Source organism: Ferroplasma sp., from assembly GCF_031200575.1.
Lineage (GTDB): Archaea > Thermoplasmatota > Thermoplasmata > Thermoplasmatales > Thermoplasmataceae > Ferroplasma.
Genome location: NZ_CP133597.1, coordinates 524,024 through 540,880 on the forward strand (window position 1 = coordinate 524,024; position 16,857 = coordinate 540,880).

Consider the following 16,857-nt stretch of genomic DNA (forward strand, 5'->3'; position numbering starts at 1 on the left):
GTTAATAAACATGGACATATTACCTAAGAATTAGCCAGTTAAGGTTAATAAATTATCTACATACATATATGACTGTGGAGGTCTAGAACCGAGGCATATCTCATTAAATGCTCTTGGCTGGCTTAATAATTGTAAATCTGTAATTTTAATTGCGTAGCCAATTTCTGAATCTTTAAAGTAACTAAAAAATTCTTTTTTGGATATTCCAGATTCTTTTTTTAGTTCTGCCCAAAGGTCTTTCGGTTCTTTACTAATAATACTTCCTATTATAAAATATCCTATAATTTTTTTGTCCGGGCTTGAAGAGTATATAATTGCATATCTTACATTTTTATTTTTAAAAATTTTTCTCCTGAATTCATATTTCTTTTTACCTTTTATAATTTTTTTAGTATATTTTGGCTTAATTGAAAGTATAACATCCATCTATACCTACATGCTTTTTTATTTTATTATATTTTTCATTGTTTATTTTCATTATAGATTGCGGAGCCCCTTTTAATATTTCATTTTTGATCAAATAATCTAAATCTAAACCCTTTTTAAATGTAAAATTATATAAAAACATAATAACTAGCTGATTTCCATTCTTAATATCTTTTTTATTATAAACGCTTCTCTTTCCTATCACTTTTATAATATCATCACTATTATTAAGTCTATATGCTTTTTCAACAATACCAATATTTAACAAACTCTTTTTATCCTCAGAACGATAAAACATTATTACATCTCCAGGATTTATGTTTTTTATTCTTGAATTTGAAATATATGCTTTTTCTATTGTATTTTTTTCTGTTATTGGTTCACCAGAAAATTCAGTAATCAGCGTTTGTATATTATTTTTTTGCACAAATAAATTAATCTGATGTATATTGATTAATGATTCTGTAGACCTGCATTTTGGAATATCCTGTTTTATTCGCTATTTCCTCTGGAGTTAGACCCTGATCAGCCAGTTCCAGGACATGATCCGGAGTTTTCTTGCTTTCATTTTTCTTCATTTTTTTCACTATGTCAATAACCATATCCTCCATTGAATATTTATCTGAAATTTTTCCCTCAAGCCTCGATGTCATAGCATCAAAGAGCTCCATATCAATATCGAAGCTGAAGGACGATATCTGATTTGTATCATATTCATTTTTCATGTTTTTTATATTATTAAAGAATATTTCTGTTCCTGAATATACCCCCTGCTTTATTTCGCCGTGGGCCTGGTCCAGATGCGATGAATCCTTTGTGAATTCTATTGTTGTCAATACCATCTGCTCCTTAATCCTGGAATCAAACTGCCTGGACCTCCACAGAGATGCACCGAATTTCCTTATAAGCGTTAAAAATTTATCGCTCCACCTTGTCTCCCTTGTCGTTGCTGTTCTCGTAGATGAGCCCCTTGAGGCAGCCTGCTCATCTATCATTATTAGAATCATTGCATTTCTGTCTTTTTTTCTAATCATTGAAAGATTTAAAAGCACCTCAGATAATGAATGCACCTCCTTATATCTCTCAAAAGGATTAAAGAGCTTTATGTTTGACAGGATGTAAAATCCATAATGCTCCGATGTCTTCATGAGCCAGACCATGAAATTTGATTTTCCGGCACCCATTGGGCCGAATATCTCCATGACATCGCCCTGCCTCTCAGCCCCCTTCAATCTTAAATAGTCCCAGAATGAAATAATATTCATGTAATTTTCCTGGATCTCTTTTGTATATAATATTGCCAGACCGCCTAGAGAATCCTTTCCGCCGTTCTGTAAAAACGTTGAAACCTGTTTATCCCTGAAAGTTCCATATAAATGTTTGAAGTATTTATTATTTGATAGCCCAGGATCCATTATGGCTAAATCTTCAAAGAGATATTCCGTCTCCCAGTCGGTTACACCGAAAAGGCTCGGATCATTCCCGGGCTCATCCCTCTCCCTTCTTCTCTTGAGATACTGATTACCGACATCCGCAGCTAATGCTCTCGCTATTCTTGCCTCATCGCTGTCCATGGTCATCATCCCCCATTACATTCTTTGAGACCTGCCTTTCCTCGTTTAATATCTCATTTTCTGCCTCGCTTAAATCATTATCCGAATTTTCCGGCTCGTCATATTTTGCATTCATCATCCTTTTTATTGCATTGGGCATTAATTCCCTGATCCTTTTCTCAACCAATAATGGCAGTTTCATCTTTAAAAATGTGTATGCCCTGTTCAGATGATAAATATCCTTCTGGAGTTCATAAAATACAACCTTCTTTGTATTTGCAGCTCCCTTCCCATAGAATAATGTCGGAGATATAAATATCTCACCGGTGTCCCCATCCCAGTAAAAGCTATTAACCTCGTACATCATCTCGCCTCCTGATACTGCAGTTTCCATTTTGTTTAATTCCGATTGATTGTAATATAATTTTATTTCGTGCCCATCCTTATCCCTTACCGACTGGAAGTAATGCCAATTCGGCTCATTCTCATTTGCAGGAACAACCAGTATGCTCTTTAATGGAACCGGCAAATCCTTTCTGATATTTCCTATCAATGACATAGGAACACGCCATCTTCCAAAGGAATCTGGGGAATTCTCATCATCCGGGTCCAGTGGCCCGAACTGCAAAAAATCTATTCCAGGAGGGATATATATCCTGCTCGTATAAACATACATGATTACATTTCCGGATATTAAAACACCTAATGTTGTTGCTATGGCTGCAATTGCACCTAACGGTGATGATATATAATATATTATGAATCCCAGGCCTGCTGATATGATTAATCCAGGTGCAACAGATCTAAGGATCCTCCTCCTCTTCTCTTTTTTCCTTGAAATTATTTTTTCAGGCCTGTCCTCATCATCCTGCCTTTCAACAGGAATTGCGGATAATTCCTTTTCAATCTCACGGAGTTTTTCAAGTTTTTTCAATTTCCTTTTCTCAAACATATTTACCACCTCCTCTGGGGCTCCATATCCTTCTTGGCCATGATATAGCGCCTTGAAAGCATCATACCGGATAATATCGCAAGGAACACTATCACTATACCACGGACAAATGAAATTGCGACATCCAGTGCGGTGGCGACCAAGGGTGGTGGCTTCGGCTTGTAATACTGAGATATTGGTATATGCGCAACCAATTCATCTTTATAATTGAATACATGTGTTCCAAGGCTTACAATAACCGATGTTGTGTTTCCTGTAACATTCAAATATACTGCCTTTGAACCCAGGACATTCCCGGATGCAACCTTAAGTCCATTTTCATATATATTGTATGATTCATTGTTTGATGATTCAAGCAATATATTCCATTCCGGATATGATAATTCTCCCGATTTACCCGGCTGGAGTGCCAGTATCTGGTCCTGGCCAGGATATGTTGATGTAACAACAACATTGTATATTCCTATCTGCGGCGGCACACCAATTATTGATATATTAGAATATGAATATATTATGGATCCAATTTTTATGGTTACGTTTACCTCTGTATATTTAGACATGTTTTCTGATATAGTAATAGGCCCTGCACCTGTGCTTACTGTTTTTCCATTTACAGATATAATAAATGCTTTATTTTGAAATATTGTTATATTCCAGATATAAAACATATCCAAATTAGATGAATTCTCGGGAAGCTCTAGAATTTCATGGCCTATATGCGATGTTACAGATAAAGCAGGTGGTGCCGTTGAGTCTGGTTCAAATGCAGAATTGGCAGGAACCTCTGAAACAATCGAAAAAATCATAAGAAATACTATTACAAGAATTAAATATTTCATTGTGTTTCCTCCAGTTTTGAGAGCTCCTCCTTCAGTTTTTGAAGTTTTTGGATTTTTTTTGCTTCACCCTTCTTAAGATTTTTTAGCTCTATTTCTGTTATATGTATCTCCCTTTCTATTATCTGCCTTATATTCTTCATAGAAATCCTCCTAAAATGAAAGATGACTTTGAGCCGTAGATAAAGAGCTTTATATCATGAACCAAATCCCCGAGTGTTATGCCCATTCTTGTAAATATATAAATTGAAAATAATACAACAATAACTGCTGCAACAATATCAAGAATTTTCCCCATTTTTATCACTTTTTCCTCCATGATGCGATTCTCTTTAATGCCAGAGCGGCACCCAAAGCTTTCTTCATGCTCTTATCCCTTGTATTCTTCATTGCATTTTTTATTGCCGATACCTTTAAGGTCCCATTTTTATTAAATCCTGAACTGCCGTCCTTCCTCATTATGTATCTTCTTACTCTACCTTTCTTTAATCCCTTTTCCCAGTCAACCGGTTTATTCTTTGCAGCCTTTCTATTTATGCTATTTCCTTTTTTATTCTTTATACTCATTGTTTTCACCTTTTCACCTTTTTACTTTTAGCCCTATGAGAATTCCAACTCATGGGCTTCCTTATCACGTTCTCACCCTTTACGTAGTAAAGGTACCCTGGCTTTCTTTTTTCATTTATTTTTCCAACTATTTTTCCATTCACTTTTTCACCTTCTTTCCTTTTTTCAATACAAGTGGCTTTCCTGGCCTGCCGACGAGGGTTGTTCCATCTATATCTATGTCTGTGGGCTTGGGCCTTGCAACCAGGTATGTTATGATTATTCCTGCTATTGTCAGGATTATCGTTATGAAATCATCTATGCCCCCGAAAAATGCTATTAGATTAAACGAGGATTTTGCATACTGGGATGACACTGAAAATTGTGTGCTTGCTGAGTTGCTTCCACCATTTGAATTGAAGACAACTATTTTCATTGAATAAAGGCCTGCGGAATAATCACGCTGATCAACCGATATATTATAATATCCGTTTGTTGAGTTGCCCTTTACAAGATTCATATCAACAAGTGAATTGTCTATATAGGCCTCTGCGTATGATACCGGAACTAGGGATTGGACATGCACTGAAAAGTCTATATAAGGCCCTGATGTTGCTTTTGATATAGATATTGTTATCGTTGATGAATGGCCCGGAGTTAACACTGTTATATTCCTCTCAACAGATGCTGATGCCCCCAGGGAATCAGTAACGGTCAAAATTACAGGATATGTTCCTGGATTGTTGAATAATACCTGGGCATCATTTCCTGGATAATCTGTTCCATTCACATTAAATAGATATGTGAAGGAACTGCTATCCGGATCTGTTACAGTTGCATTAAGTATCAAAAGCGTGCCTGTTGCTATTTCCCTGGACGGATTGAATGTTATCGACGGAATTGCCGGTATCATTCTTACTGTGAATGTTTCAGTGTAGGTTTTATTGCTGTAGGAAAATGTGGCCACAATTGTGTTAAATTCATTGTAAACGGGGAATTTGTATTTTATATCTATTCCATTAATGTTCTGGCCATTTGGCATAAACCATGTCATATTGAAGGGAGATTTTGCGTCCCAGTTTGCTGTGGCGTTGAAATAGAAATACTGAGTTATATTCCTGTCAGTACTGTAAGTTATTGATACTGGAGGTGGAAGGCTGAATATTGATATATTGGCATAGCCTTTCGCACCGTTTGCCGATGTCACTGTGAAATGCACCGTATAATTTCCTGCCGGGAATGTATAAAGCGGGTTCTGTTCGAGTGAGTAATGCCCGGCAGAGAACGTCCAGTTGAATGAATAATCTGAGCCGCCTAAAACACTGGATGAAAACTGGACTGATAGTGGACCAAGGCCTCTTGTGGTATTAGCCGCTATTGAGACATATAAATTCACATATATTGTGTAATTCTTTGTTACAGTGTAGCCTGACGAATCAGATAGTTTCACCTCGAAGGTGTTGGGTCCTGACAATGAAAATATATGGGATACATTAAATCCTGACTCGTCCTGGTCAGAAAATATCCAGGATACAGAGTACGGACCTATGCCCCCAGTTACATTTGAGTATAATTTGAAACCCTCTGATACTGTTGGCGTCCCGTTCCAGTAAACATCTATTTCTGGATCTGGATAAACGGTTATGTTTATATATGAATTTGCATCCTTGCCAAAATAATCTGAAACTATTAACTCAACAGTATAAGTTCCAGGAGTTGTAAATGAATATGGTATTGATGAATTGTAAAATATATGTCCGGCTATCAGGAATTCATCTTTGTAGGGGCCTATTCCTCCAGAGGTCTCGGCCCTGAATGAATCTGGGACATGTGCATCTATATTTTTATGCGATGCTATTATCGATGATTCGGGATATTTTACAACAGTTATATCTATTATATTTGATGCCGATACATTCAATGAATCATATATTATTATTTTTAAAGAGTACACTCCTGGTGATGAAAATGAGTATGATATTGACGTCCCGTTTTCAAGGTATGAATTGTTGATATACCATAAAGCCTTTACATATGGCGCCGTGCCACCTGAAATTGTTGCATTGAAGACGTCTGTGGTGTTTACATCTATATTTGGATATTTTGAAGTTATCGATACGGAAGGAAGTGAATTTACTATTATTGAGATAGATGCATGGGCACTGTTGCCGTCTGCATCGTAAACTGTTATTGTAATATTATACTGTCCTGAGGGGAATTCATAATCCAGTGAACTGGAGTAACCCACTATGCCTATTGATGAGACTGAAATCGAATAATTAAATGGGCCTGTCCCGCCTGACACAATTCCGGATATCGCCACTGGGAGACCGGTATCTGTAGTGGATGATGATACTGATATGGAGACCTTTGGAAGAGGGTTTACAGTTACATTAAGATAAGTATAGGCCTTTGCACCCTGGCTATCAACTATAAGAAGGGTAATATTGAATTTCCCGGTATTTGGGAAAGCATATTCTAAATACAGGCCCGAGCTTGTATTAACACCATTAATATACCAGTAATCATCATATGGGGCAGTACCGAATGAGCCGAAGGCCTCCCAGTATGTCTCTGTGGAAACATCTGTTTCATTAGGCCCTTCTATAAGTGCAGATGGTTTTTCAATGACCTTTATAGATATTGATGTTTTATATGATTCCCCAAGTGAGTCAACAACGGTGAGGTTTATAACATATGTTCCCGTGCTGGAAAAAGCCATATGGAAGGAAGAGGAATAATTTAGGATTTCTGAGCCCTCAGACCATGTTGTATTATATGGGCCGGTACCTCCTGATATTACTGCTGTCAATGTGTCATTAACTCCCTGGTCAACAGGATTGAATTCGGAATTTATTTTGGCACTGGGATCAGGATTTACAACCTCACTTACTGATGCGGATGCGGTATTTCCATTTGCATCAGTTATTTTTAGTGAAACCGTAAAGGTTCCTGGGGATGTAAAGGTATAATTCACATAATCAGAATAGAAATTTTCTCCGTTTATGGTCCATGTCTTGTTATATGGGCCGGTACCTCCTGATATTACTGCGGAGAAATTTGCCCATACATATGCATCTGTTGGGTTATGAATTACCTTTATTGATACTGAAGGATCAGGATTTACAGTTTCCTTTAAAGAAGAAAATGCTGTATGACCGTCGCTATCGGTTACAGTGAGGTTTACATAATACACTCCAGAAGTTGAAAATGAATAGGGAAATGATGACGCTGTGGATTCCTGAACACCGTTCACTGTCCAGTTATACGTATCTGCTCCTGTACCGCCCGATACCGATGAGGTGAATGTAACAGAATTTCCGGAATCTGTTGGGTTCTGGCTTGAATATATCGTAACGGATGGATTCGGGTTTATTGTCACAGTTACCGATGCCGATGATGTAACACCAACACCATCTGTCACGGTTACAGTTAAAGTGTATGACCCCGATGATGAAAATGAATGCGAGAAATCCTGCGATGTCGATATTACATTTCCATTCAGGGCCCAGGATTCATTATATGGTCCGGTTCCTCCGCTTGGCGTTGAACAGAATTCTATCGGATAATTCACATCCGCACTGGATACATTTGATGAGGCTGAAACAACAGGATCGCTATTAACGGTCTCTGACATTGATGTGGATACCGAGTAATCTGCAGCATCACGAACTGTAAGGTCTATTGTATATGAACCCGATGATGAAAATGTTACGTTGATATCTTTTGAATAGTACGTATTTCCATTTGCAGTCCATGTATAGTTATCTGGAGGAGTGCCTCCTGATACACTTGATTTAAATTCTACCGTTTTTCCAGCATCCGTTGGGTTCTGTGAGCTTGATATTCCCACTGTGGTATCAGGATTTACTGTTTCTGCCAGTGATGTCGATGCTGTATATCCATTGCTATCGGTAACTGAATAGTCAAGGAGAAAAGAGCCTGTTGAATCAAAAGTATATGAAAATGATGATGTTGATCCCGAGGTTAATTGTGAATCCGATGTCGATGTGCCGTCATAGAGTACATATGAGTATGAGGTATAATCGCCGCTGCCACCTGAAACAGAGGTGTCAAAGGTTATATCCTGGCCCACATCGCTTGGATTGTGGGTTGCCGATATGGATATGGTCAGTTCAGGGTCTACTGCCTGCGTCAATGATGCCGATGATGAATAGCCTGAACCATCAGTAACAGTAAGATAAACCAGATAAGACCCGGATGAGGAGAGGGAGAAGGAATATGAGAATGATGATGATGTGTTTGTTTCCAGTACGGAATCCGATCTTGAGTTACCATCATAAATTGTCCATGAATAACTATACGAACCTGTGCCACCTGAGACGGTTGAGGTAAATGATACAGACTGGCCAGCATCCACAGGGCTCTGTGAAGATGATACGGATACTGATGGGTCTGAGTTTACTGTAATGTCATCTGTTGAGGAGTCTTTTGTGCTTCCTGATGAAGTTTGAAGCTCAACATACCATGATATTGTCCCAGTAGATGATGGAGAACATGAATATGTTACACTTCCACCTGTTGATGTAACTTGTGAGCCATCAACATAGAGATAGGCAGTTCCAGAACCAGTAAAAGACAGACTGAATGTAATTTGCTGCCCAACATCGTAGGTTGAATGGGGGACAGAGCCTGTTGCCTTGTTCTCAAGCCTACTAGATAGTATTGTGGCACTGACTGTTTCAGATGAGCCAGAGCCGTCTGCACTGGTAATATGAATATTAGTGTTTGACCCATTTGATGGGATTATAGAAGCTATGCCTGCGAATGCACTAATAATCATTATCGCAACGAATGTATATGCTATTGTTTTTTTCTTATTAATTATTTAAATCACCCGACAATTGCACCTACAACAGGCGCATCCTTTACCAATCCGAGAAGGAGGAACAATCCGGCAAATATTGCTGTAAGAATCACAATGAATATAGGGAAGGACGCAGGCCCTAACAATGAAACAGAATATACTATTGATGAAACTACCTGCATATATCCACTATCAAATAATCCGAATAGTGCTGAAAATGCTGATAAAATTTCCTCTAATAATAATGATAGGAAATAAAAGAAAGCATTCTCAAAATTTTTTATGAATGAGTTTTTTAAATCCTTCCCCCAGTTAAGTGGATTTAACTCGGATAAACTAAACCATACTATTAGATATGATAATATCATAATGATTCCTCCACAACATGCGCACCGCTTGTCAGATCAAATATTGCATATATGCCAATCATGGCCGCACCTGATGATGCGAAGAATATTACAGGCCCCCAGATGCCGTGGAATGATGAGGCCCAGGAATACTCTAAGAAATAAATCTGGTATGCCGTATAATTCATTAAATATGTGATGTTCCCCTCTATAATTGAGAGGAACTGGGCCAGGGCAGATACAAAAATCGAGAGGATTGTTGATAAAATTGAAAAATTTATCATTCTCATATGTCATCTTCAGCCTGAACCACATCCTCCTCTGCCCTTGTTGGCACAAGGAATAAGTAGCCGACCAGAAAAGCACCGCCCAGGCCTGCAACGAAGACCATAGGACCGAGAATTCCGTACTGCGCTGTTGAAAAGCCAAAGCTCTGAAGCATTATCACAACGGAATTTCCAAGGCCGCCGAAGATAACAACGAACATCCCTGATATTCCTGACATTATAACGCCCAGGAATTTGAGCAAAAGAGATATTATCCCCTTAAACAGATCCGTAAGCCCAAGCGATGCAAATGCAATAAATATTAATATCATTTTAGTTCACCCTCCTTTTAGGCTTTATCCTCGATATATCTATATCGACAAAACCAAGCCCGAAGATTGTTGATAACCCTGCTATAATTCCACCGACTATGTATGTTCCATCAAGGAGAACAGCAGGGCCGAACAGGGATCCTGCGGATGAATCCCCGTATGCCATTATTGAAATCGATTCTGATTCTATTACAGGTGTCTGGATTTTTAATACCAAATGATTGCTCTGGTTGCCTGTTAAATATGATTCTGATATTGGGATATTGAACGATGTTGAATTCACATGGAATTCGGCAAGAGGTGAAAAAGAGGAGTCTGTTCCGGTTCCTAGTGTTAGATTATATTTCGAAAATGATGTTTTCAGTTCAATATGGGAAACAGCATACTGGTTCATCTGTGCTAGTGTCATTCCTGAAACAATGTGAACTGTTGATGAGTTTGCATCGTATGTTGCTGTATTATTCGAAACCGCAAATGGGACCGCTCCTGAATTTGTGTAAACATAGACAACGCCGGATGATGAGGACAAAACCTCATTATTATCATGAATTGATACAAGGTCATGGCCTATTGATGAACCGATAAAAGGTGCTATGAATATGAATACAAAGAGTATGATTGATACAATTATGAGCCTACGGCCCTTTGATTTTCCTGATTCATTGTAATTTGTCTTTTTTATGTGTGCTCCGTGCTGGCCTAAAAATCCTTTATCGTGCTCCCAGACCGCATCGGCTATGATTCCAGTTCCTGATAAAAATGCGATTATCAAAAAGAATATTGCATCTATATTGCCATTATAAGCAGGAACTATTACAAGCTCGCCGAAGTTGAAGAAATAACCGAGTGCACCGCCGACTATCAATCCAATGATCAAAGCGGGAATATACCTGACCAATAAATCGGTGTATGTCCTTCCCGGAGGTGTAAAGAGTTCAATTAATGCCCAGAAAACCGCACTCATGACAACAGCAGGGAATAAAATTCCCTGTGAGATTAAAAATTCTCCGTGAACCTTCGACAGAACCGGGCGTGATAAAAATGTAATCAAGAGCAGGAAAAACAGGAATAAACCTGCTGTAATTGTTGCCCAGCGCTTTGAATGCTTCTTATTTTTTATTAATTTTGTCTTAACCATTATGCTCAATATTATAAGCAAAATAAAAATAAATAAAAGCAGGATTGCAAGGCAGGGTATATAAATAGTCTACATAATATGTGTAAGAATTTTATTTAAACTTTCAAGTTCATCAGAATCAACATAATATTCGTAAACGTTGCCCTTTTCATCTTTCTTAACCAGGCCCAGAATAAATAAATTTGAAAGCCTTACCCATATCTTCATTGATGAAATTTCTATATGGTGGAATCTTAAAATAACTTTAATCTGGTGGATTGAAAGAGGCGCACCGGACTTCTTAAGAACCGATAAAAGCTCTAAATCTATATCATCAAGTTCGCACATAATTGGTATTTTTATCTTTTCTTTCATCTTTTTACCTCCTCCAAATTTTCTTTCAAATATCCTGATTTGCTCAACAATTCAAGAAGAAAATCATAATCCACCATTGCGATCTTGTCCTTCTGGTGCTTCTTTGATAGGATAACTATGGGGATTTTCTTCTCTTTTTTCGCTTTGTCCCTTGTGTCAAGGAATAAATTCCAACCTGGAGGATTCGCCCTTAACTTTGATTCTAAGTAAAATGTATCTGACAATGAATCAGATGATGAGTGGCCTGACATTGATCCGGATAACGGATTCCTCTTTGTCCCGAAGTCTTTTGCTATCTTTCCCTCCCTTATCTTCCAGGTACGTCGTGATGTCATTTGTGATCATCCTCATAATCCTTACGTATCTGCCTGCATTCTTGGCAATGAGTCAGATGGTGAACTACCTCATGCTAAAGCATAGAGGCTTCCTGCTTCATTGACCATGCTTAACTTCACATAGGGGCTTATATTAAGCCCTTCAAAGCCAGAGGCAATAATCTCCACAGGCGTTAGTTCCCTACGCTCCATAGGTACATTTAAATTTATATTATATTTCTTAAAATAATTATTTAATTTTCTATTTTTAATTTTTAATAATTCATTTAATTTTATTATTCCATAATAAATCATATTCAATGCAGAATTATAATCCCTATCTATAATAAAACCACAATTAGGGCATTTATATATTCTTTCATCCAATTTTATATTATATTTATTATGGCAATTAGAACATTCCTTTGTTGTAGGAATGAAACGATCTATAAGTATAAGTGTTGATGCCTTATGTTTAAGTGCATCTATTATCCCACCTATACCTGTAGATTCTATCCTTTTGCCAAAGAGATGCTTCCATCCGGATATATTGTCGTTCTGTGTTATTACTATATCATAATTAGATGTCAGATAATGGACTATTTTGTTTATAGTATCTTTTCTTTTGTTTTTTGTCTTATTCTGTTCTTTGTTTAATCTGTTTTTATTTTTATAATAGTTCTTGGATTGTTTTTTACTGAGTTTATTCTTAGAACCTTCCACATATTCAGCTTTTCTTGATAATGACCTCTGCAATCTTATTTCTTTTTTGGATTTTGGTATATTATAGTTTAATATTGAGCCATTAGAGCATGTCAACTGGTTCTTTATTCCTAAGTCAAATGATATTATTTTTTGATTATTAACAGGTTTTTCTAAAATGTATTTGTTTTTGTATGCTGTTATGTTGATATAATAATCACTGTTTTTATTGATTAACAATGCACTTGCCGGTTCATAATAGCATTCTAAATTATCTAATCCATTTACTTTTAATAACTGCTTTATGCCCTGTATTTTAATATAATTATTATTTATTATTTTATATGTTATAGTATATTGATTCAATGGTATTGATGTTATAAATGATTTAAATTTCAATTTTCCAACTTTAAAGCCATTCTCTTTTAATTTATGGAGGCCTCTTATATTGTCCATTGCCCTGTTAATAATTTCCTCCTTCATCTGTGATGATAAATATGTTAATTCCCTTGTTTCATAATGGTCTTTTACATATACATTTACATTCTTTATTTTAGGGTCTATATTAAAAATATCATTGTTGAATTCTTTGTCTAAAATATAATTATATAGCCATTTAGCTTCTAAAAAAATTGTGTTTAATGCCTTTATAGTATTATTATTTAATTTATCATTGTCTATTTTTAGTTTAAGTATTATTACATCCTGCGTTTTTCTTCTTTCTCTTGTTATTCTTAATGAATTTTTAATTTTATTTCTCTTTGTTTCTATCATACTTTCTTCTGTTCCTCTATGTATTTTTCAACCACTTCAAGTGTTACTGCACCAACACTTGCTATAAATTTTGACCTTGTCCATAATGTTGGTATTTTTCTTCTCAATTCTGGAAATTCATTTCTCAATATATGTGATGTGGAGCCTTTTATTAAATTAACACATCTTATAACATCTATTCTAGGTTTTAGATCGATCAATAAATGCACATGATCTGGCATCACTTCCATTTCAATCACTTTATATCCGTAGTCTTCCTCTTTTTCCCTTATGAGTTCCTTCAGCCTTTCATCTATACCGTTTATTAACACCTTTCTTCTGTATTTAGGTGTGAATATCACATGATACTGGCATGAAAACACCAGATGATCGTATGCTCTGTATTCTTTCTTATACTGTGTTATTTCCATATATCAAATAAAGTATATAATATTATTATATAACATTTGCTATATATGGCTCTCTGTTATAATTATCTTAAAAATATTTAATTTATTGTTGTTTTAAAAAATATGCCATTCATAGGATTTGAAAATTGTTTAAATATTAACTAATTATTGAATATTTAACAATTCCAGAAATTCATCCACGTCGTAAACTCAGTGGCTTTCTTTCTGGTAGATAGATTTGTAATTACTAATCATTTTAAAAACAAAAAATAGATTTAACGTTTATCTCATAGTTACTTTTATGTAATATAGAATCATACTATTTTAGTGGGCAAATAAATAGTTAATGAATATCAAATATAGGCAAGATAAATATTTAACTAACATATGCTGCCATACGAGAGGGATAGTATATGGAATTTATGTTTAACATGGGTGTAATCGAGACCGTCGTTCAAAAGATTAAGGATGCAAAGAAATACGTTAGAATAGCCATTTTTCAAATTCATAATGATACTGTATATGATGCTATTGAGTATGCTTTAGAAAATGGTATTTCAGTGGAAATTCTTACTCTGCCATATGATAGTATCAATGAGAACGTTAGAGAAAGGGTAAAGAAAAGGATTGAGAGAATAAAGGCAGATGGAGCAATAGTATATTTTTCAAAATGGGGGATAGGTGATCCCCAGAGAACAACAACTGCAGTGGGTAGATGGTATTCTTTACATGGCAAAATTTTAGTAACCGAAAGTGTGGCAATATCTCTTTCTGCCAACCTCACAGAAGAGTCAGAATTAGATGCCATGCTATTATACAGGGAACAGGAGAAAATAAACGAATTCAATAAGGAGTTTGAGTTTTTGCTGGATTTATTTGGAAGAGATGGCATAAAGAACATGGTAAATCAAACGGCATATCCAGATAAGGAAAAACTATTCACTGCACCCAAGAGCATATCCGAACCGGATGTTGCATCACACTGGATTCGGGATTATCCTGTAGAAATGTGTGGAAACATTACAGATATTGAAAATAGGCTTTACATTTCTCCTATTCAATGCATGGCGAGAAAACTCTGGGAAATGATAATAACGGAAGCAACCGAATATGTTTACATATCCACAGAGAGCTTTACAGACACTGATATAATGCCATTTTTAATTGCTAATTCTATACAGGGGAAAAAGATAAAAATACTCACTGGAAGTGAAAGCCAGGACTTCGATGTAAAGATTAGAGAGCTGTACCCAAGATTGCTGGCAAATGGCATAGAGATGGTTAAACCAAAACACCCCCTTCATGCAAAACTTTTAATTACGGAGAAGAGACTCGTTGTTAGCTCCGTAAATCTCAATAAAATGAATCTGGGATTTGCCGGCACTAAGGCTCTATGGAGAGCAAACACAGAGACCATACTTGTTGAGTCTAATAAAAACGCCATTGCAGAAGCTAAAGCAGATTATGATGAAATTTTTAACAATTCTATTCCACTGGTAAATTACTTATCTGAAAAGGAAGAAAATTACGCAGTATCAATATTTGCCGTATATGGTGTAAAGCCGGATAAGAATGTAAAGAATTTATTTAGCCATGTGATTGTAAAGAGCGATATAAAATTAAAAAGAAATCTTTACCAGATAGGCAAATACGCTTCAATACTGGTTACAAAATTTAACAAAAGAAAACCGATTGTTGAAACTTCTGATTTTTTGTGTGCAATGGTTCTTTATTATTTATCTGATAGGAAACATACTGCACCGGAGCTTAAGGAAAAAATATCTGAAATATATTCCATAATTGATACTGGAAGCATACTTGATAAGCTATTGCAATTTAAACTGATAACAAAAGAAGATGAGTTTTTCAAATTGGACCTGAAAACATTGCTGGGTGAATTATGATGAATGAGAATGCCATAATAGAGGGAAACTGCATAAAATACCTGGAAAAGACCAGGAAAGGAAATCTTAAGATAGACTTATCGTTTTTAGACCCGCCTTTCAACCAGGGTAAGGATTACAGAAGTGCCGATGACAATCTGCCGGAAGATGAGTACTGGGCATTCATGCAGAGAGTTTGTAAATTAATCTACAATAGAACCTCTGATGGCGGAGCAATATATTTTATGCAGAGAGAGAAAAATGCAAAGCATGTTATGGACGTTCTTGAAAAAGCAGGGTGGACATATCAAAATCTAATAATATGGAAAAAGAAATCGTCCGCCGTTCCACAGAATAATAGATTTGGATTGCACTACCAGGTAATAGTATTTGCTACTAAGGGAAACAAGCCAAGAGTTTTTAACAAACTGAGGATAAACCCGCCACTACTGGTAACAGAGAAATATGAAAGGAAAAATGGAATGTATGTTACCGATGTATGGGATGATATAAGAGAGTTAACTTCTGGATATTTTGCAGGTGATGAAGCGTTAAGAATGGAAAATGGAGAGAGATTCCACAAACAACAGGCTCCCATAGCCCTATTGTTAAGGATAATTTTATCTTCTACTAATGATGAAGATTTGGTTTTTGACCCCTTTGCTGGAACTGGAACAACGTTAATAGTTGCAAAACAATTATCGAGACGGTATCTAGGGGTAGAAATTGACCCTAAAAACGTTGAAGCGATAAATAATAGATTGAGCAAATTAAAAAATAGCGATAACATAGAGAAATACCGCAAGGACTATATTTTTACTGAGAACCTTGATAAAATATGGCATTCAAAGGAAAAAAGAATTGACGAAGGTTTTTTATTTAATGAAGAGTCGGATGATAACTTAGTATCACATTGAAGTTAAAAAATTGGTTTTGAGATTACCATGTATAAAAATATTGTTTTTGTGCCATATTTAACGTAAAAGGTATGAATGACATAATTATGCATTGATATCAATTTGAATTAAAATAATGGCATTCTGGCATCGTTTAAGGCATATCAACCATAGGCAGTTTATCATTTATGTGTTTATGTAAAATTAAAAGTGGAAATTTATAGTTGATTCTTAACCGTAAGGCATAATTCTACCATGAACCATATTTCGATTAAAATAATGGCATTCTCGAAGCGTATGACCGTATATAATCAGATTACA

20 protein-coding genes are annotated in these 16,857 nt (G+C 36.0%); 2 read left to right on the plus strand and 18 right to left on the minus strand.

All coding sequences use genetic code 11. The features are described from left to right. Positions 1-30: 30 nt before the first annotated feature. The 18 genes from RE471_RS02940 to tnpA form a co-directional block, all read right to left on the minus strand. The gene (locus RE471_RS02940; protein ID WP_309213899.1) at positions 31-426 is read right to left on the minus strand and encodes an ASCH domain-containing protein; all 396 of its coding nucleotides are present in this window, start codon (positions 424-426) and stop codon (positions 31-33) included. Beyond that, positions 404-853, minus strand: coding sequence for a hypothetical protein (locus tag RE471_RS02945; RefSeq protein ID WP_309215291.1), 450 nt, complete (start codon positions 851-853; stop codon positions 404-406). The genes RE471_RS02940 and RE471_RS02945 overlap by 23 nt, the downstream gene beginning before the upstream one ends. Positions 854-860: 7 nt before the next feature. Next, positions 861-2,000 carry a helix-turn-helix domain-containing protein gene (locus RE471_RS02950; protein WP_309215292.1) on the minus strand — a complete coding sequence of 380 codons (1,140 nt, stop codon included), beginning with the start codon at positions 1,998-2,000 and terminating at the stop codon, positions 861-863. Continuing rightward, complete coding sequence (locus RE471_RS02955; RefSeq protein WP_309215293.1) at positions 1,987-2,931, minus strand: hypothetical protein; 945 nt, start codon at positions 2,929-2,931, stop codon at positions 1,987-1,989. Before RE471_RS02955 ends, RE471_RS02950 begins: the two co-directional genes overlap by 14 nt. Before the next feature lie 2 nt (positions 2,932-2,933). Next, positions 2,934-3,770, minus strand: a complete 837-nt coding sequence (locus tag RE471_RS02960) for a hypothetical protein (protein ID WP_309215294.1) — start codon at positions 3,768-3,770, stop codon at positions 2,934-2,936. Beyond that, on the minus strand, positions 3,767-3,910 hold the full coding sequence (locus RE471_RS02965; protein WP_309215295.1) for a hypothetical protein: 144 nt from the start codon (positions 3,908-3,910) through the stop codon (positions 3,767-3,769). Before RE471_RS02965 ends, RE471_RS02960 begins: the two co-directional genes overlap by 4 nt. After that, complete coding sequence (locus RE471_RS02970) at positions 3,907-4,086, minus strand: hypothetical protein (RefSeq protein WP_309215296.1); 180 nt, start codon at positions 4,084-4,086, stop codon at positions 3,907-3,909. The genes RE471_RS02965 and RE471_RS02970 overlap by 4 nt, the downstream gene beginning before the upstream one ends. After that, on the minus strand, positions 4,071-4,334 hold the full coding sequence (locus RE471_RS02975; RefSeq protein ID WP_309215297.1) for a hypothetical protein: 264 nt from the start codon (positions 4,332-4,334) through the stop codon (positions 4,071-4,073). Before RE471_RS02975 ends, RE471_RS02970 begins: the two co-directional genes overlap by 16 nt. A gap of 5 nt (positions 4,335-4,339) precedes the next feature. Next, on the minus strand, positions 4,340-4,477 hold the full coding sequence (locus RE471_RS02980; RefSeq protein ID WP_309215298.1) for a hypothetical protein: 138 nt from the start codon (positions 4,475-4,477) through the stop codon (positions 4,340-4,342). Further along, positions 4,474-9,117 carry a PKD domain-containing protein gene (locus tag RE471_RS02985; RefSeq protein ID WP_309215299.1) on the minus strand — a complete coding sequence of 1,548 codons (4,644 nt, stop codon included), beginning with the start codon at positions 9,115-9,117 and terminating at the stop codon, positions 4,474-4,476. Before RE471_RS02985 ends, RE471_RS02980 begins: the two co-directional genes overlap by 4 nt. A gap of 50 nt (positions 9,118-9,167) precedes the next feature. Next, entirely contained in the window at positions 9,168-9,509 is a 342-nt protein-coding gene (locus tag RE471_RS02990) for a hypothetical protein (protein ID WP_309215300.1), read from the minus strand. Continuing rightward, a complete protein-coding gene (locus RE471_RS02995) occupies positions 9,506-9,778 on the minus strand; it encodes a hypothetical protein (RefSeq protein ID WP_309215301.1) in 273 nt (90 codons plus the stop codon). Before RE471_RS02995 ends, RE471_RS02990 begins: the two co-directional genes overlap by 4 nt. Then, positions 9,775-10,086, minus strand: coding sequence for a hypothetical protein (locus RE471_RS03000; protein ID WP_309215302.1), 312 nt, complete (start codon positions 10,084-10,086; stop codon positions 9,775-9,777). Before RE471_RS03000 ends, RE471_RS02995 begins: the two co-directional genes overlap by 4 nt. Position 10,087: 1 nt before the next feature. Further along, positions 10,088-11,224, minus strand: coding sequence for a hypothetical protein (locus RE471_RS03005; protein ID WP_309215303.1), 1,137 nt, complete (start codon positions 11,222-11,224; stop codon positions 10,088-10,090). Positions 11,225-11,293: 69 nt separating this feature from the next. Next, positions 11,294-11,578 carry a hypothetical protein gene (locus RE471_RS03010; RefSeq protein WP_309215304.1) on the minus strand — a complete coding sequence of 95 codons (285 nt, stop codon included), beginning with the start codon at positions 11,576-11,578 and terminating at the stop codon, positions 11,294-11,296. Next, complete coding sequence (locus RE471_RS03015) at positions 11,575-11,913, minus strand: hypothetical protein (protein WP_309215305.1); 339 nt, start codon at positions 11,911-11,913, stop codon at positions 11,575-11,577. The genes RE471_RS03010 and RE471_RS03015 overlap by 4 nt, the downstream gene beginning before the upstream one ends. 69 nt (positions 11,914-11,982) lie before the next feature. Next, positions 11,983-13,368 (minus strand): transposase, encoded by a 1,386-nt coding sequence (locus RE471_RS03020; RefSeq protein ID WP_309215306.1) that lies wholly within the window; start codon positions 13,366-13,368, stop codon positions 11,983-11,985. Beyond that, entirely contained in the window at positions 13,365-13,778 is a 414-nt protein-coding gene (gene tnpA / locus RE471_RS03025) for an IS200/IS605 family transposase (RefSeq protein ID WP_309215307.1), read from the minus strand. The genes RE471_RS03020 and tnpA overlap by 4 nt, the downstream gene beginning before the upstream one ends. A gap of 392 nt (positions 13,779-14,170) precedes the next feature. Here tnpA and RE471_RS03030 point away from each other — a divergent pair, with 392 nt between their 5' ends. Then, positions 14,171-15,661, plus strand: a complete 1,491-nt coding sequence (locus RE471_RS03030; protein WP_309215308.1) for a phospholipase D-like domain-containing protein — start codon at positions 14,171-14,173, stop codon at positions 15,659-15,661. After that, positions 15,661-16,557: a site-specific DNA-methyltransferase gene (locus RE471_RS03035; RefSeq protein WP_309215309.1), complete on the plus strand. Its 897-nt coding sequence runs from the start codon at positions 15,661-15,663 to the stop codon at positions 16,555-16,557. The genes RE471_RS03030 and RE471_RS03035 overlap by 1 nt, the downstream gene beginning before the upstream one ends. The last annotated feature ends 300 nt before the right edge of the window (positions 16,558-16,857 follow it).

What these genes read in the sequence shown, in the direction of transcription:
- RE471_RS02940 (WP_309213899.1), bottom strand. Translation starts at nt 426, where the DNA reads ATGGATGTTATACTTTCAATTAAGCCAAAATATACTAAAAAAATTATA.
- RE471_RS02950 (WP_309215292.1), bottom strand. Translation starts at nt 2,000, where the DNA reads ATGGACAGCGATGAGGCAAGAATAGCGAGAGCATTAGCTGCGGATGTC.
- RE471_RS02955 (WP_309215293.1), bottom strand. Translation starts at nt 2,931, where the DNA reads ATGTTTGAGAAAAGGAAATTGAAAAAACTTGAAAAACTCCGTGAGATT.
- RE471_RS02960 (WP_309215294.1), bottom strand. Translation starts at nt 3,770, where the DNA reads ATGAAATATTTAATTCTTGTAATAGTATTTCTTATGATTTTTTCGATT.
- RE471_RS02965 (WP_309215295.1), bottom strand. Translation starts at nt 3,910, where the DNA reads ATGAAGAATATAAGGCAGATAATAGAAAGGGAGATACATATAACAGAA.
- RE471_RS02970 (WP_309215296.1), bottom strand. Translation starts at nt 4,086, where the DNA reads ATGGAGGAAAAAGTGATAAAAATGGGGAAAATTCTTGATATTGTTGCA.
- RE471_RS02975 (WP_309215297.1), bottom strand. Translation starts at nt 4,334, where the DNA reads ATGAGTATAAAGAATAAAAAAGGAAATAGCATAAATAGAAAGGCTGCA.
- RE471_RS02985 (WP_309215299.1), bottom strand. Translation starts at nt 9,117, where the DNA reads ATGATTATTAGTGCATTCGCAGGCATAGCTTCTATAATCCCATCAAAT.
- RE471_RS02990 (WP_309215300.1), bottom strand. Translation starts at nt 9,509, where the DNA reads ATGATATTATCATATCTAATAGTATGGTTTAGTTTATCCGAGTTAAAT.
- RE471_RS02995 (WP_309215301.1), bottom strand. Translation starts at nt 9,778, where the DNA reads ATGAGAATGATAAATTTTTCAATTTTATCAACAATCCTCTCGATTTTT.
- RE471_RS03000 (WP_309215302.1), bottom strand. Translation starts at nt 10,086, where the DNA reads ATGATATTAATATTTATTGCATTTGCATCGCTTGGGCTTACGGATCTG.
- RE471_RS03005 (WP_309215303.1), bottom strand. Translation starts at nt 11,224, where the DNA reads ATGGTTAAGACAAAATTAATAAAAAATAAGAAGCATTCAAAGCGCTGG.
- RE471_RS03010 (WP_309215304.1), bottom strand. Translation starts at nt 11,578, where the DNA reads ATGAAAGAAAAGATAAAAATACCAATTATGTGCGAACTTGATGATATA.
- RE471_RS03015 (WP_309215305.1), bottom strand. Translation starts at nt 11,913, where the DNA reads ATGACATCACGACGTACCTGGAAGATAAGGGAGGGAAAGATAGCAAAA.
- RE471_RS03020 (WP_309215306.1), bottom strand. Translation starts at nt 13,368, where the DNA reads ATGATAGAAACAAAGAGAAATAAAATTAAAAATTCATTAAGAATAACA.
- tnpA (WP_309215307.1), bottom strand. Translation starts at nt 13,778, where the DNA reads ATGGAAATAACACAGTATAAGAAAGAATACAGAGCATACGATCATCTG.
- RE471_RS03030 (WP_309215308.1), top strand. Translation starts at nt 14,171, where the DNA reads ATGGAATTTATGTTTAACATGGGTGTAATCGAGACCGTCGTTCAAAAG.
- RE471_RS03035 (WP_309215309.1), top strand. Translation starts at nt 15,661, where the DNA reads ATGAATGAGAATGCCATAATAGAGGGAAACTGCATAAAATACCTGGAA.